The organism is Amycolatopsis sp. PSD-21 (assembly GCF_055561455.1).
The window spans coordinates 1,912,519-1,927,178 of sequence record NZ_CM145712.1 but is presented as its reverse complement, the minus strand read 5'-3'; the positions used below and the strand labels follow the sequence as shown (position 1 = coordinate 1,927,178).

At 70.1% G+C, this 14,660-nt stretch carries 12 protein-coding genes; 7 read left to right on the top strand and 5 right to left on the bottom strand.

All coding sequences use genetic code 11. The features are described 5' to 3' along the window. Window position 1 precedes the first annotated feature (1 nt). The 5 genes from ACZ1DY_RS09530 to ACZ1DY_RS09510 are packed head-to-tail and all read right to left on the bottom strand — an operon-like array spanning window position 2 to window position 4,022. On the bottom strand, window positions 2-790 hold the full coding sequence (locus ACZ1DY_RS09530) for a deazapurine DNA modification protein DpdA family protein (protein ID WP_043830795.1): 789 nt from the start codon (window positions 788-790) through the stop codon (window positions 2-4). Next, window positions 787-1,308 (bottom strand): VUT family protein, encoded by a 522-nt coding sequence (locus tag ACZ1DY_RS09525; RefSeq protein ID WP_043830797.1) that lies wholly within the window; start codon window positions 1,306-1,308, stop codon window positions 787-789. Before ACZ1DY_RS09525 ends, ACZ1DY_RS09530 begins: the two co-directional genes overlap by 4 nt. Continuing rightward, entirely contained in the window at window positions 1,305-2,099 is a 795-nt protein-coding gene (locus ACZ1DY_RS09520) for a recombinase family protein (protein WP_081684792.1), read from the bottom strand. Before ACZ1DY_RS09520 ends, ACZ1DY_RS09525 begins: the two co-directional genes overlap by 4 nt. Further along, window positions 2,096-2,977 (bottom strand): DNA methyltransferase, encoded by an 882-nt coding sequence (locus tag ACZ1DY_RS09515; RefSeq protein ID WP_051171987.1) that lies wholly within the window; start codon window positions 2,975-2,977, stop codon window positions 2,096-2,098. Before ACZ1DY_RS09515 ends, ACZ1DY_RS09520 begins: the two co-directional genes overlap by 4 nt. Window positions 2,978-3,029: 52 nt before the next feature. Further along, a complete protein-coding gene (locus ACZ1DY_RS09510) occupies window positions 3,030-4,022 on the bottom strand; it encodes a hypothetical protein (protein WP_072029967.1) in 993 nt (330 codons plus the stop codon). Between the two features lie 542 nt (window positions 4,023-4,564). Between ACZ1DY_RS09510 and ACZ1DY_RS09505 the strand changes: the two genes are divergently transcribed. From ACZ1DY_RS09505 to ACZ1DY_RS09475, 7 genes are all read left to right on the top strand, one after another. Beyond that, window positions 4,565-5,542 (top strand): hypothetical protein, encoded by a 978-nt coding sequence (locus ACZ1DY_RS09505; RefSeq protein WP_043830802.1) that lies wholly within the window; start codon window positions 4,565-4,567, stop codon window positions 5,540-5,542. A gap of 251 nt (window positions 5,543-5,793) precedes the next feature. Beyond that, window positions 5,794-6,042 carry a pilin gene (locus ACZ1DY_RS09500; RefSeq protein WP_225950548.1) on the top strand — a complete coding sequence of 83 codons (249 nt, stop codon included), beginning with the start codon at window positions 5,794-5,796 and terminating at the stop codon, window positions 6,040-6,042. A gap of 3 nt (window positions 6,043-6,045) precedes the next feature. Continuing rightward, the gene (locus ACZ1DY_RS09495) at window positions 6,046-8,040 is read left to right on the top strand and encodes a TrbL/VirB6 family protein (protein ID WP_043830804.1); all 1,995 of its coding nucleotides are present in this window, start codon (window positions 6,046-6,048) and stop codon (window positions 8,038-8,040) included. After that, on the top strand, window positions 8,037-9,260 hold the full coding sequence (locus tag ACZ1DY_RS09490) for a PrgI family protein (RefSeq protein WP_043830806.1): 1,224 nt from the start codon (window positions 8,037-8,039) through the stop codon (window positions 9,258-9,260). Before ACZ1DY_RS09495 ends, ACZ1DY_RS09490 begins: the two co-directional genes overlap by 4 nt. Then, window positions 9,260-11,170, top strand: coding sequence for a VirB4 family type IV secretion system protein (locus tag ACZ1DY_RS09485; RefSeq protein WP_043830809.1), 1,911 nt, complete (start codon window positions 9,260-9,262; stop codon window positions 11,168-11,170). Before ACZ1DY_RS09490 ends, ACZ1DY_RS09485 begins: the two co-directional genes overlap by 1 nt. 47 nt (window positions 11,171-11,217) lie before the next feature. After that, a complete protein-coding gene (locus tag ACZ1DY_RS09480) occupies window positions 11,218-12,051 on the top strand; it encodes a GP88 family protein (RefSeq protein WP_043830811.1) in 834 nt (277 codons plus the stop codon). 49 nt (window positions 12,052-12,100) lie between these two features. Continuing rightward, window positions 12,101-14,644 (top strand): helicase HerA domain-containing protein, encoded by a 2,544-nt coding sequence (locus tag ACZ1DY_RS09475; protein ID WP_106961254.1) that lies wholly within the window; start codon window positions 12,101-12,103, stop codon window positions 14,642-14,644. Window positions 14,645-14,660 lie beyond the last annotated feature (16 nt).

Below are 14,660 nucleotides of genomic sequence, written 5' to 3'. Positions count from 1 at the left end.
ATCACGCGGCCCTCCCCAATACCTGCGGGGACACGGTGTCCGCAGACAGCCCTGCCGAACCCAGCGTGGTTCGGATCTGCCGATACCAGCTGAGCGCGAAGCGCAGACAGTTCGACTCGGTGCGATGGCTCGGACCGCATCCGGATACGTATCGACCGCGCATGCTCCAGGACATCGAGTCCGAACTGGCGAGAGCTTCGGCGTACCGGTTGAGGCCGGTGATCTTGATGCCGAAACCGTGGAGGTTCAACTCGCGCGTGGCGAAGGCGCGCATGATGCGCTCCACGTCGGCGCTGCTCTGGCGCCGGCACACCGTGCCGATCCCGACGAGCGGCTCGGCGGCCAGATCGATCCCGGCCTGCTCGTAGAAGTCGGCGCAGCGTTCGTAGTCCGACAGAGTCCAGCCTTGCAGCGTCGGCACCCAAGGGAGCTCAGGCGCGAGTTCCCGCAGGCGGACGAGGTTGCGCACGGTCCGCCGTTGATGCTCGCGGATCGTCAAGCCGGTGCGTTTCAGGATGCGCTGTTCGCACATCCAGTCCTGCGGCGCCGCCCAGGCGAGGTTGCCGATCTCGTCGGCGTAGCGCCGGACCGTCTGGACGTAATCCTTCTCGTCGATCTGCCAGCGTCCGTGAAGCTGCAGCTCTGTGAAGCCGCCGGAGTCGAGCGCCCATTCCGTGATGGCGCGGGGCAGGGTGCGGCGGTGGCCGAGCCGCCGGTGCGACACCAGCAGCGGGATGTCGGGCACGCGGGTCAGCCAGATGGGTTGGTGGACGCCGAGGTAGAACCTCACGCTGGCATCGCCCTCCGGCGAGCGCGGACACCAGCAAGCACAGCGACCGCCAGGGCCGTGGTGGTGGTCTTCCCGACGAGTTGGCCGGTGAGGTAGGTCAGCGAGCCGAAGGCCAGCGGCAGGAACAGCAGGCTGTCGACGAGCAGTCCAACCGTGTTCGACGCACTCACGGCGGCGAGGTGACTCCAGTCGCGCAGCGGGGTGTAGATGGCGAGGTCGACAAGTTCGGAGACGGCGAAGGCCGCCGCGCTGGCGAGCGCGATGCGCGGCTCGGCGACCAGTCCGGACAACGCCGCGCCGAGGGCGATCGCGAGCAGCGTTGTCCGGGTGCCGACAGCGTCCTGCAAGAGGTCCCGGACGGTGAATGCGAGCCCGGCGAAGAACGCGCCTGCGGGAACGTGCAGGCCCGCGATAGCGACCGCTGGCCAGAGTGAGGTGGCCCAGTTCGCGCCGGCGATCGTCGCCGCGTACCCGGCGAACAGGACCACGGCGGCGACGGTCCACCGGCGGATGTTCATGCCGCGCTCGGCGGGGAGTCGGCCGGGTCTGTCGCACTGGGCGGGAGTTCAGTGGGGCCGGGCTGGGCGCGGTGGAAGGTGCGCTCGTCGACGAGTGGCTCGTGCACCTTTGGCGCCGAGGTGACCCACTGCTCGATGGGTGCCGGGCGGCCGGCGATGGTGCGGGCCCAGACCTGGCGGCCGGTGTACTTGACGTTGGTGACGATCCGCCGGACGGCCTTGGGGGTCCACCGCCCGTTGGGCACCGGGGCTGCGTACTGGCTCGGGTCGCTGTTGAGTCGTGCGGCGATGACGGCGAACGTCAGGCCGTGGTCGGCCCGCCAGATGAAGATCTGCTTGACGGCGGCGGCGGTCTGCCAGTCTGGGACGAGGACCGCCCGCAGTTTGCTGTGTCCGCTGGGGTCGGTGACCCGGATGCGCAGGGCGCGGTAGCCGTAGGGCGGGGGCCCGATCTGGTAGCCGGCGCGGACGAGTTCGACCATCGCCTGGCGGGCGCGTCGGGTGGTCTCGGCGTGGTGCGCGGCGGGCGCGGCCCACTGGATGTGGTTGCCGCGGGCGTCGACCAATTCGCTGTTACTGGTCGGGTCGTCCGCACCTGCTTCGGTGTCGACGGCGGAGGTATCCGACTGCCTTGTCCACAGGTTTGTCCACAGGTGGGACCACCAGGGTGGACGCGTCTCGGGCACAGGTGTGCCGGTGCACTGGTGGCGGGCGGCGGCGCGAAGTGCAGCGCGCTTGCCGCGGAACTCGGGATGCCAGCCGCATTCACGGCAGTACAGGCGCGTCGTCATGCTGCTCGTCCCCAGCCGGGGTAGGTGACGCGGTTGACGGCGGGCCGGATCACCTCGTCCTCGGTCGGCCACGGGATGCCGACTGCCGCGGCGGCGGCGAGTTCGGCGTCGTGGGCGAGCTGGAAGACAAGCACTTCGTGGTGCGCGGAGAGCGCGGTCGGCGCGCCGGCAGCGAGTGCTCGGGCGGCAGCGCGGCGTTCGGCAAGCGAAGCGCGGGTGACCAGCCGGCTGCCGCGCAGTCCGGCGGTCAGTGCGATGCACCGCTCGACCGGTGCCAGCCCGGCCGAAGTTCCGGCGGCGAGCACCGGTGTGGCCAGGTCGACCAGCGAGCCGTCCGGACACCGGAGGGGCCGCGCGACGACGGCGACGTGTCCGCCGGATCGCAGCAGCGGCTCGCAGTAGAGCAGTGTTGTGGCAAGGTCGGCGAGGGCGGACTCGACCGGGTCGCGGCCCGGACCGGTCGCGCGGTCAGGCGCGGTGCGCAAGCTGGTCAGGATGAGTCCGACTCGTCCGATCAACCCTGCGGCCCGGATGGTCGCGAGCACCTTGGGGCGGGCGTCGAGGACCGAGCCGTCGCGCCACGCGCCTGTGGTCTTGGCGGCGGTGACGTTGGCGCGAGCGAGCGTCCACCACTGGGTGCGGGCGGTCAGTCCGAGCGCGCGACGGTCGGCGCGCAGCGCCTCGGTCAGCACGGTGCCGGCCCCGCAATCCGGGTCGAGAACGAGGTCGCCGGGACGGGTGTAGGTGGCGATCGCATGGGCGGCGACGGCGGGTGGAATCCGCTCGGTGTCGGTCTCGGTGCCGGGCACACAGCCGGTGTCGCGCAGCTGCGCGAGAGTGTCGCGCTGCCCGGTCGGCCAGACCGATAGGGACGGCATTGAGGGCTCCTCCCCCGGTGGCAGGGGGAGTGGCCAGGGCGACGTGGGACGGTCAGCCATTGGAGGTCTCCTCCCCGTCGGCGGTGTCGGTCGGGGCCGGCTGGCGGGTGAACACGAAGAGGTCGTCGTGCACCTGGATGTGCCGAGCGGGCGTCGCGAGCGGTCGTGCCGGAGCCTGGGAACGGGAGTGCGTGGCCGGGGTCGCGACGGCGAGTGCGCCGTCGCGGACGGGCACGCGCAGCAGGGCGATGCGATCGATATAGCGCAGTCCGGCATGGTGCGCGGCGCGCACGAGCGAGCTTGCGGGGTCGGTGAGCCGACCACGGGCTCGCTCACCGTGTGTGATGACGGCAAGGGTGCCGGTCGGGGTGAGCAGACCGGCCCAGTCGGCCGGACGGACCCCGTCGAGGGTGCGCGGTTCGGCCGTGGTGATGACGAGGTCGTAGCGGTCCGGACCGACGCCGGTCGCGGTCGAGTGCGGTCCGGGACGACGGTGTGCCCACGGCTCGGCGGGCTGGTCGGTGGTCGGACTGGCGGTGCGGGGTCGGGGTCCGGACTCGGCCTCGGCCGACGCGTCGCCGGAGTGTTCGCCGGCCAGGTTGGGGTGCGCGACGGCCGTCTGAGTCCGGATGCTGCGGCCGAGTCGTACCACGGTCCAGCCCGCTTCGTGTAGTCCGGCGTACGGGCCGGGCCGGGACTGGTTACGGCCCGCCGTTGGTGACCACGATGCGGGCGGCGCGAGGTAGGGCGCGGGGGCAAGCAGGAGCATTCGCTGGCCGGGCTGGGTGTAGGTGGTGACGATCTTGATGACCGCAGTCAGCAACCAGTTGGCGAGCAGCCCGGTGCCCTCACGGAGTTCGTCTTGAGCGCACGGCCAGACGGTGCTCGGCTGGGCGGGACGAGGATGGTGCAGCGTGAGGCGCAGGGTGCGTAGGCGTGGTGTTCGCCGCCTCTGCGGTAGCGGGATCGGGACGGTCGGGGGGTCGGTCGGGCCGTGCTCCTGGGAGCCGTCTCCTGGGGAGCCGTTGCCGTGTGTCGGGGTCATCGCGGGTCTCCTCCGACGAGGTGGGGCTGTGCGTTCTGACGCCCCTTAACTCTGTATTTCGACCCCGTTTTGGACACGCCTCGCCAAACTTATTTGAGATGGCAAAGGTGCATGTTAATGGCGACTTGGCGTGATTCGAACAGTTCTGCCAAAGCCTCGACGCTGAGCCGCTCGTTCCGTCGACCCAGGTCGGCGCCCACCGTCTTCTGGGCCACTCTGTGGTCAGATTTTTCAAGATTTTTCGGCGGTGCCAGGTTGAGCTTGAGTGCCGACTGTATCCGGGCGCAGTTCGGCTACTAGCGTCGTACTAGTGACCAACTATAACTGCAGTTCGTCGGCTACTAGCGTCGATCGGGTTACGCGGGCCACGAGGGCGCTTTGTTGATCTTGCTTCATGGTGTTCGTGGGATGAAATAGTAGTTCGCTAGTAGCCTCGGCGCGGTTCGCTAGTTGGCGCCTAGTAATGATGTGGTATTTCCGTGGTATCGGTCGTGGCTTCCTGACGTCGTTGTTGTTCACATCGACGCCGTGGGAGTCACGACATGGCAGCACAATCCGTTTTCCGTCGCGCTGGCGACGAGGCCGTCCCGAACTCATTGGATATCGCGCGGGACACGTTTACCTGGCTAGTGACCGGGCCGCACCCGATATCGCTGAACGGCCGGCTCTTTCCCGGTCTGCCGGACCGGCACATTGCGCTGGACGAGGTCCGCGACCGACTGCTGGCGCGCCGGTGCCCGCAGGCGACGCGGGACGCGGTGTGGGCGCATCTGGTGCTGCGCTCCCGTACTGAAGGAGCGACCTGGACGATCGCCGCGGTCGGGGTCGCACTGCCCGCGCTGACTTCTGTCGCGGCGACCTTGACCAACCGGTTCGCCAACGATCCGGCCGACGTGCACGCCGAGGTTCTGCGCGGCTTCCTGACCGCGTTGTCGACCATCGATCTGCGTCCGCCGCGAATCATGCTGCGGCTGCGGTGGGCCGCCTACCGGTCCGGCTACTACGCGCTCGCCGAGGCGCTGGCGGGTCCGACTCCGGTCGCGCCAGGGTTCCGATCCACCCCGCCGCACGCGCCGTGGGGTCACCCGGATCTGGTCCTTGCCCGCGCGGTCGCGGACGGAGTCCTGACTCAGACCGAGGCCGCGCTGATTGGTGCGACTCGGTTGGAAGAGGTGCCCGTCGCGGACTGGGCTGCGCGGCACCAGACCGGCGAGTGGGCGGTCTACAAGGCGCGCAAACGCGCCGAGCTCCGGCTCGCCGCGTACCTGCGCGAGGGCGTCGCCGAGACCGATCCGACCGACCCGTTGACCGACCAGGTAGCCACCGCAGTGGCCCTGGCGCGACCGGTCGCACCGGCCCGCGACTTGCCGCGGTCGTCACTGTCCGTGTCGGTTAGTGAGGTCGAGTCGGGGCAGAAAATTCAGGGTCGCGTGTCCAAAACGGATGCGAAATCCGGAGTTCAGGGCTGCGGGACATCCCCGCGCTCAGCCCGACCTTCGGAGGTGCCCCAATGCGCCTGATCGATCGATTCTTCCCCGCCGCGAGCGGACCGCGCAGCGCCCGCCTCGATGGCACTCCGCAGCCGCCGGCCGAGGCCCCAGCGTCGAGCACGCCGGCCGAGATCACCGGCAGCGAGCCGACCAGTGCTCCGGTCACTAGGCCGGAGGCCTGGGTTCCGGTCCGTCCCCGCCGCTGGTCGCACGTGGCGTTGATTGTCGAGCTGGCGGTCCTCGCGCTGCTGGCGTCGGCGTCGGCGGCGCACGCCGACACGATGGTCGTCGCTCTGGCAGATTCGGTGACCACGGTCCTGAACAACGTCCGCAACTGGATCATGGGCATCTTGGCCGGCTTGGCCACGGTGTTCCTGTCCATCGGCGGTGTCCGATACGTGATGGGCGGTGGCGACCCCGGCGAGGTCGAGAAGGCCAAGACCGCCTTCAAGTCCGCCGGGTGGGGCTACGGCCTGGCAGCGCTCGCGCCGCTGGTCGTGGAGATCCTCAAAGGGATCGTGGGGGCCTGACCGATGGCCGGCACCCCGCCCACGGTTCGCCCGTACCGCCGGTCCGGCGGACCGGTCGCGACCGCTGCCGCCGGACGAATCGACGGGGACCGAGCGATGCTCTCCCCGGTCTCCGACGCCAGCGCCGACCGGCCGCCGGCTGGTCGGCACTGGCGCTGGTACGCGGGCTGGATGCTGGCGCTGAGCGTCGTCGTGCTCCTGGTCGGGGTCCTCGCGGTCAGCGCCTCGGCGCAGCCGACCACACCGAACCCGGATCCTTGCTTGGGGCCTGAGCCGCGGCCGATCCCCTGTGCCCCGCCTCCCACACCGACACAGCCCACACTCCCAATGCCGAGCGCGCCCAGCCCATCGACGGCGCCGCCAAGCACGCCGTGCACGGGTGAGGACTGCATCCCGCAGCCGACCACGCCGCCACCGACAAGTGGCCCGCAGCAGCCCGGCAGCGGCAACGGTGTCAGCGACTCGGACTGCGGGATCACCGACATCGGTGCCTGCATCACCGAGGCCATCAACTCGGCGTTCCGCAGCATCGTCGAAGCTGCGCTCTCGCCGATCCTGGAACTGATCGGGCACACCGCGCTGTCCACACCGACGATCAGCGACCTACCCGGCATCGGCGAACTCTGGAACAACTCGTGGGAGCTCGTGGTCGCTGCCTACGGCCTGCTCATCCTCCTCGGCGGCATCGTCGTGATGGGCCACGAGAGCGTCCAGGCGCGCTACTCGATCAAGGAGATCGGGCCCCGGATCCCGATCGCGTTCATGGCCTCGGCATTGAGCTTGTTTTTCGCCGACAAGCTCATCCGACTGGCCAACGGCCTGACCCTGGGCATCCTCGGCGACGGGGTCAACGCGCCCTCGCTGGGCAACACCCTCAAGGACGCCGTCGCCGGCATCCAGACCGGCGGACTGTTCATCATCCTGGTCGGCCTGGTGCTCGTCGTGGTGGGCCTGGGCCTGCTGGTCGTCTACGTGGTCCGGATCGTCATCACCCTCGTCTTGATCATCTCGGGCCCCTTGTTCCTGATGTTCCACGCCCTGCCGCACACCGACCCGCTGGCCCGCTGGTGGTGGAAGGCGATCACCGCGACGCTGGCGATCCAGGTCGCTCAAGCGCTGGTGCTGATCACCGCAGTGCGCACGTTCCTGTCCGGCGGCGTGCATCTGTTCGGCTCGACGCTGTCCGCGCTCGGCACGCTGGTCGCCGCGATCGCCTTGTTCTTCATCCTGTTCAAGATCCCGTTCTGGTTGTTATCGGCCGCCAAAGTCAGCTCTGGCCGGTCGTTCCTCGGAGGGCTGGCGAAGGCCTACATCGCGGCGAAGACCTTCGGCATGGTCGCCGGGAAGACCGGCGCACTGGGCAAGGTCGGCGGCGCGGTCGGGGCGAAGAGCGGCGGCGGAGGTGGTGGGGGTCGCGGTGGCGGGTCGGCAAATTCGCCGTGGCCTGCTCAGGCGCGCCTTGCGCCCACCCCGGAGATGGTCAACAAGCGGCTCAAGGCGGCCCAGGACGCCGAGCGCGTCCGCGCGGCCCGCCGGTCGCGGCTGCCCTCGCAGACGCCGCAGTTCCTGCAGCCCTCACCCCAAGACACCACCCACGACCCCGCCGTCACCCCGGCAAACCAGGGACCAGCCATGCCTCCTGAGTTCAGTTCCGCACCCAGGCCCGCCACGCCGATCTCACCGCCGCGGCGAGGGCAGCGGCCGGGATCGGCGCCCCAGTTCCAAGCAGCCGGTGGGCCGCGTCGACGCGGCGCCACCCCGCCGCCGGCCCGCCCGATCCGCACCGCGTCTGTGCCCCCGCAGTTGCAGTTCCGACCCGCCACGCCGCCGGCACCGCAGCCGTCGTCGCCACCCACGTCGGCGTCCGCGCCTGCCGCGCCGGTGTTCCGGCAGGCACAGCCCGAGCCGCGCATCGGCGACGCCTACCGGCGCACCCAGTCCGTTCCGCCGGCGCTGTTCCGCACGCCGAAACCCGCTCCAAGAGGTGAAGGGAAATGAGTCAGCCCGTCCGGATTCCTGCCGACGTCGATCGCGAGGACCGGGTGATCGGTCCGCTGACGGCGCGGCAGCTGCTCATCCTCGCCATCACTGGGATTGTGCTGTACGGGACGTACACGATCACCCGCGAGTTCGTGCCGCTGGTGGCGTTCCTCATCGTCGCCATCCCGATCGGGGTGACCGCCGCGTTCCTCGCGCTCGGCCAGCGCGACGGCATCACCCTCGACCGGTTGGTGCTGGCGGCGCTGCGGCAGCGGATGAGCCCGCAGCACCGAGTGGCCGCGCCGGAAGGCATCCGCCCGGCCCCCGAGTGGCTGGGCAGACAGGTCACGAATACCAGCAGCAAGAGCCGCGCCCAGGGGAAGGACGGCGGGGACGCCGCGGCGTCGACGGTCTCGCCGGCCGCGCTGCGGCTGCCCGCCGAAGCGGTCACCGATACCGGCGTCATCGACCTCTGCAAGGACGGGGTCGCCGTCGTCGCGGTCTGCTCGACGATCAACTTCGGGCTGCGCACCCCGGGCGAGCAGGAGTCCCTCGTCGCCTCCTTCGGGCGGTATCTGCACTCGCTGACCGCACCCGTGCAGGTGCTCATCCGCGCGGAACGACTGGACCTGTCCGGGCAGATCGCCGAGCTCCGCGAACAGGCCGGCGGCCTGCCGCACCCGGCGCTGGAACAGGCGGCGCGCGAGCACGCCGAGTACCTCGACCAACTCGGCCGCGCCACCGACCTGCTGCGCCGCCAAGTGCTGCTGATCCTGCGCGAACCGCTGCTCACCACGGGCCCGACCGACGGACTCGGCAGCGCCTCGCCACTGGCCGCGTTGACCGCGAAACGCAGGGCCGCCAAGCAGGCCGCCCTGGTCGACGACGCCACCCGGCGGGCCGCCGAAGCCCGGCTGGTCCGCCGGCTCAGCGAGGCGGTCGAGCTGCTGTCCCCCTCGGGGATCGTGGTCACCCCGCTGGACGCCGGACAGGCCACCGCGGTGCTCGCCGCGGCCTGCAACCCCGACAGCGTGATCCCGCCGAACTCCGGTCTCGCCGCCTCGGACGAGGTCATCACCACCGCCCCGGACGACGGCTGGGACGCAGGCGCGTTCGGCCGCGCCGCGTTCCCCACCGACGACGAGTTCGGCGAGGCCGAGGACGCCTGGGATGACGGCTTCGACGACACCGCCGAGGACCCCGACGACTACGTCAACTCCGCGGGGAGGTACCGCTGATGAAGACCAAGGACAAGCGCCGCGGCCGGAAGGCCCAGAGCGTGCAGCCGCCGCTCGGGCGGGCCAGCGCGTTCACTCCGGACGCCATCTCCGTCCGTCCTCGTGCGCTGGAAGTCGGTGGCGAATGGGTCGCGAGCTTCGCCGTCGTCGGCTACCCGCGCGAAGTGCACAACGGGTGGCTTCAGCCGCTGCTGACTTACCCCGGACGGGTCGACGTCTCGCTGCACATCGAGCCGATCGACCCGGTCACCGCGGCCAACCGTCTCAAGAAGCAGCTGTCGAAGCTCGAAAGCGGTCGCCGGCACACCAGTGAGAAGGGCCGGCTGGTCGACCCGCACGTCGAAGCCGCCACCGAGGATGCCTACGACTTGTCCGCACGGGTCGCCCGTGGCGAGGGCAAGCTTTACCGGCTCGGGCTGTACCTGACCGTGCACGCTCCCACCGAGGAGGCCCTCAGCGACGAGGTCGCCGCGATCCGGTCGTTGGCGGCGTCGCTGCTGCTGGACTGCAAACCGACCACGTACCGCAGCATGCAGGGCTGGATCACCAGCCTGCCCATGGGTCTGGACCTCGTCGGCATGCGCCGCACGTTCGACACCAGCGCGCTGTCTGCGGCGTTCCCGTTCACCTCACCGGACCTGCCACCGCCCGACCCGACCTCGGTCGGCGCACCGAGCGGCGTGCTCTACGGCTTCAACGTCGGAAGCCAGGGGTTGGTCCACCATGACCGGTTCGCCCTGGACAACCACAACTCGGTGATCCTCGGCCGCTCCGGCGCGGGCAAGAGCTACCTGGTGAAGCTGGAGTTGTTGCGGTCGTTGTATCGCGGGATCGAGATCCACGTCATCGACCCGGAGGACGAGTACGCCCGGCTGGCCGCCGCGGTCGGCGGAACGTATGTGCACCTCGGTGCCGAGCAGGTCCGGTTGAACCCGATGGACTTGCCGATCCACACCCGCCCGGACGGGCGCCGCACTGCACCGCGCAACGCGCTGATCCGCCGGTCGTTGTTCCTGCACACGGTGATCTCGGTGCTGCTGGGCAGTGAGCTCGAAGCGACCGAACGTGCGGCACTGGACCGGGCTATCACCGCGACCTACCAGCGCGTGGGGATCACCTCGGATCCGCGGACCTGGACCCGCCCGGCGCCGCTGCTGGCCGACCTCGCCGAGGTCCTCGCCGGGACCGGTGACCCCGCCGGGGTGGAACTCGCGGCGCGGCTGCACCCGTATGTCACCGGCGCGTTCTCGGGGCTGTTCTCCGGCCCGACGTCGACCCGTCCGGAGGGACACCTGGTGGTGTTCTCGCTGCGGGATCTCGCCGACGAGCTCAAGCCGATCGGCACGTTGCTGACGCTCGACGCGGTGTGGCGGCAGGTCTCTAACCCGGCCATCCGCAAGCCCAGGCTGGTCGTGGTCGACGAGGCGTGGCTGTTGATGAAGGAGCCCGCGGGCGCGGAGTTCTTGTTCCGGATGGCTAAGGCGTCCCGGAAACAGTGGGCCGGTCTCACGGTGGCCACCCAGGACACCGCGGACGTCCTGGGCTCGGATCTGGGTAAGGCAGTGGTGGCCAACGCCGCGACGCAGATCCTGCTGCGGCAAGCCTCCCAGGCGATCGACGAGATCACCCGCACCTTCGACCTGTCTATGGGTGAGCGCCAGTTCCTGCTCTCCGCGGACCGTGGCCAGGGCCTCCTGTCGACCGGGACGCAGCGCGTGGCATTCCAGTCCATCGCCTCACCGGTCGAGCATCAATTGGTCACGACTGACCCCGCCGAAATCGCCGGGTATTCCGACACCTCGTCGGGAATCGAGAACTCCTTCGTCGAACTCGGCGCGGACGACACCGCGGGAATCGCGGACTCGTTCGACGATGGCAACGCGTCGCAGATCGAACTCGACGCCGCCTAATCGCAGGAATCAATCCGTATACACCGAATCGCACCCAGGGGATACCCATGTCTACGTCATTGCCCATTTCCGCCACCGTTAACCGGCCCACGCGGCTGCTCACGCAAAACAGCGAGATGCGCCAGATTGGCGTGTGGAACTGGTCGCTGCCGGCCTGGGCCGGCCGCTTGGCTGACGGTCGCACTTACAACACCTGTCCGTCGGCCGGAATCTGCGCGCAGGCGTGCTACGCCCGGCACGGCACCTACACCTGGCCGGTCGTCCGCGCCAAGCACCAGGCGAACCTGATGTACGTCCTGGACGACCTGGCCGGCTGGCAGGCCGCCATGGTCGCGGAACTCGGCGCGGCCAAGTTCCGGGGCGCCTGGATCAGAATTCACGACAGCGGCGATTTCTTCTCCGACGCCTACCTTCAGGCATGGCTGGATATTTGCCGGACTCGACCCGACACGAATTTCTACGCCTACACCAAAGAGGTGTCCCGATTCCGGACGCTCGTCGAGCCTGGCCCGCCGCCGAATTTTCTGTGGGTCTACTCGTATGGCGGGACACAGGATGCCGCGTTGAATCCCGCCGTCGACCGGATCGCAGATGTGTTTCCCGACGAGCCTGCGATCGCCGAGGCGGGCTGGGCCTCGCAGGAAGCCAGCGACCTGCTCGCGGTCCTGGGCCCGCGGCTGGTCGGGGTGCCGGCCAACCGCATTCCCGCCTACCTCAAGCGGCTGGCCGGGCGCCGGTTCTCCGCGTGGCAAGCCGAGGTCGACGCCGACCGCGCCGCCCGCCGAGGCCGCCGGCACCTGCGGCTCGTCGTCGACAACACCCGCCCCGACCACAGCCAGCAGCCCACGGCCGAGCCGGCTGACCAGCCGTGGGCGGCTTGACCGCAGCTCGCATCCGTCCCGTCGACCGCTTTGCGTGGGGAGGTCCCCGATGTCCTGGCCAATCACCGCCACACCCCTGTCCGCCCTCATCCCACCGCATATTGAGCAGACCGCGGACGTGCTCGCCTCACCGGTCGGCGACTACCTGCGTGACCCGCTCGGCGCGTTCCAGAACGTGCTGGCGCACCTGCGCGACCTCGCCCTGACCTGGGGCCCGATCGTCGGGCCGGTGCTCGCGGTCGCTGTCACCGCCGCGGTCGTCGCGCGCCGTCGGTGGCGCCGCCGCTACCACCAGCGCCTGATGATCGATGCTCGCCTGATCACCGTGCTCGCGCCGCCGACGGTCGACCCGTCCGGGGCGATCACGGTGTGGTCCAACCTCGTCGGATTGCTGCGGCCGGGGTGGCGGCGTCGCTTCGGCGGGCAGCCGCACCTGAGCTTCGAGCTGACATTCACCGACGACGGCGTGCAGATCCGGCTGTGGGTGCCGGGCCTGGTGCCGCCCGGCATGGTCGAGCGCGCGATCGAGGCCGCCTGGCCCGGCGCGCACACCCGCACCACCCCCGCCAAGCCCCCGATCCCGACCACGACGGCAGCGGGTCGGCGGGTCGAGGCGGTCGGTGGCGAGCTGCGGCTGGCGCGCTCGGAAGCACTGCCGATCCGCACCGAGCACCCGGCCGACCCGATTCGCGCGATGCTCGGCGCACCGGTCGGGCTCGGCCCGCACGACCGGGCATGCGTGCAGATCCTCGCCCGCCCGGTCGCCGGCCACCGAGTGACCAAAGCCCGCCGCGCCGCCCGGCGGGTGCACGCGGGCGGGTCGGTTCATCTGGTCGGCCGGCTGCTCGACGTCATCACGCCGGGCAAGACCCCGAAGTCGTCGACCAGCACGCGGACGCCGGGCCTGGATCGGCAGACCAGCCTGGAGTACGCCGCCCAGGACCGTGCTGTGGTCGAGAAGCTGCGGGCGAACCAATTCGAGACCCGTATTTGCTACGCCGTGGCCACCACCGTGCCCGAGGACGCCACGTCGGGCGAGGTTCAGGCGGTGCGGGAGGTGCTGCGGGGTCGCGGGCACGCGATCGCCTCGGCGTTCGCCGCCTACTCCGAGCACAACTACTACCGCCGGGTTCGGATCCGTCGAGATCCGGTCGCCGTGCTGGCCGAACGCCGCCTGGGCAAGGGCGACCTGCTCTCGATCCTCGAGCTGGCCGCAATCGCGCACCTGCCGATCGACGAGTCCACCCCCGGCCTGCAGCGGGCCGGCGCGAAGGCCGTGCCGCCCCCGCCGGGTATCGCCACGGCCGGGGAGCAGATCAAGCCCCTGGGGCTGTCGGACTCCGGGCACTCCCGCCCGGTCGGCCTGCACGTCGCCGACGCCCGCCACCACCTGCACATCCTCGGCGCCACCGGTAGCGGCAAGTCGGAGCTGATGGCCCGGATGATCCTGGCCGACGCCGAGGCCGGCCGAGGTGTCGTCGTGGTCGATCCGAAGGGCGACCTCGTGTCGGACATCCTGATGCGCCTGCCCGAGGAGCTCGGCGAGAAGGTCGTGCTGTTCGACGCCGACTCCCGCGCCCGCCCGCCGGTGCTCAACCCGTTGGAGGGAGCGGATAAGGCCCGCGCGGTCGACAACCTGGTCTCGATCTTCTCCCGGATCTACGCCTCGTCGTGGGGGCCGCGCACCGACGACATCCTGCGCGCCGGGCTGCTCACCCTGACCGCGATGCCCGGTACCCCGACGCTGGTCGACCTGCCCAAGCTGTTGACCGTGCCGGCGTTCCGGCAACGGGCCTGCGACCAGATCGATGACGAGGTCCTCAAGGGCTTCTGGTCCTGGTACGACGACCTGTCCGAAGCCAGCCGCGCACAAGTGATCGCGCCGCTGATGAACAAAATCCGCGGCTTCCTGCTGCGCCCGTTCGTCCGCGCCGCCATCGCCGGTGGAACGTCCACTATGGACATGGATGAGGTGCTCAACACCGGTGGGATCTGCCTGGTGCGCATCGCTCGCGACGCGCTAGGGATGGAAACCGCGCGGCTGGTCGGTTCCATCGTCGTGGCCCGCACCTGGCAGGCCGCGACTCGCCGAGCTCGCGTCCCGCAGCGCCAACGCCGCGACTGCGGGCTGTACGTGGACGAGTGCCACAACTTCCTGAACCTGGCCTATCCATTGGAGGACATGCTCGCCGAGGCCCGCGGCTACCGACTCTCCATGGCGTTGGCACACCAGTACCTCGGACAGCTACCGAAGGAGCTCGAAGAGGGCGTCAGCACCAACGCGCGCAGCAAGATCTTCTTCAACGCCTCGCCCGAGGACGCCAAGCGGCTGGCCCGGCACACCATGCCGCGGCTGAGCGATCACGACCTGTCCAATCTCGGCGTGTACCACGTCGCCGCTCGGCTAGTCCTGGGCGGCGAGGAAGCGCCGCCGTTCACCGCGGTTACCGAGAAGCTCCCGCCCGCGATTCCCGGACGCGCCAAGGCAATCCGCAAAGCAGCCAGGGTCAATACCCGCCCGCCCGTCACCAACGCCGACAACGCAACGGGCCGCCCCGGTCAGCCCACTGTAGACCCCCGCCGCGCGGTCTGACCTGTCGGGCCTTGTT

Excerpts from the sequence above, each read along its gene's own strand:
- ACZ1DY_RS09525 (WP_043830797.1), bottom strand. The coding sequence starts at position 1,308 with ATGAACATCCGCCGGTGGACCGTCGCCGCCGTGGTCCTGTTCGCCGGG.
- ACZ1DY_RS09520 (WP_081684792.1), bottom strand. The coding sequence starts at position 2,099 with ATGACGACGCGCCTGTACTGCCGTGAATGCGGCTGGCATCCCGAGTTC.
- ACZ1DY_RS09515 (WP_051171987.1), bottom strand. The coding sequence starts at position 2,977 with ATGCCGTCCCTATCGGTCTGGCCGACCGGGCAGCGCGACACTCTCGCG.
- ACZ1DY_RS09510 (WP_072029967.1), bottom strand. The coding sequence starts at position 4,022 with ATGACCCCGACACACGGCAACGGCTCCCCAGGAGACGGCTCCCAGGAG.
- ACZ1DY_RS09505 (WP_043830802.1), top strand. The coding sequence starts at position 4,565 with ATGGCAGCACAATCCGTTTTCCGTCGCGCTGGCGACGAGGCCGTCCCG.
- ACZ1DY_RS09500 (WP_225950548.1), top strand. The coding sequence starts at position 5,794 with ATGGTCGTCGCTCTGGCAGATTCGGTGACCACGGTCCTGAACAACGTC.
- ACZ1DY_RS09495 (WP_043830804.1), top strand. The coding sequence starts at position 6,046 with ATGGCCGGCACCCCGCCCACGGTTCGCCCGTACCGCCGGTCCGGCGGA.
- ACZ1DY_RS09490 (WP_043830806.1), top strand. The coding sequence starts at position 8,037 with ATGAGTCAGCCCGTCCGGATTCCTGCCGACGTCGATCGCGAGGACCGG.
- ACZ1DY_RS09485 (WP_043830809.1), top strand. The coding sequence starts at position 9,260 with ATGAAGACCAAGGACAAGCGCCGCGGCCGGAAGGCCCAGAGCGTGCAG.
- ACZ1DY_RS09480 (WP_043830811.1), top strand. The coding sequence starts at position 11,218 with ATGTCTACGTCATTGCCCATTTCCGCCACCGTTAACCGGCCCACGCGG.
- ACZ1DY_RS09475 (WP_106961254.1), top strand. The coding sequence starts at position 12,101 with ATGTCCTGGCCAATCACCGCCACACCCCTGTCCGCCCTCATCCCACCG.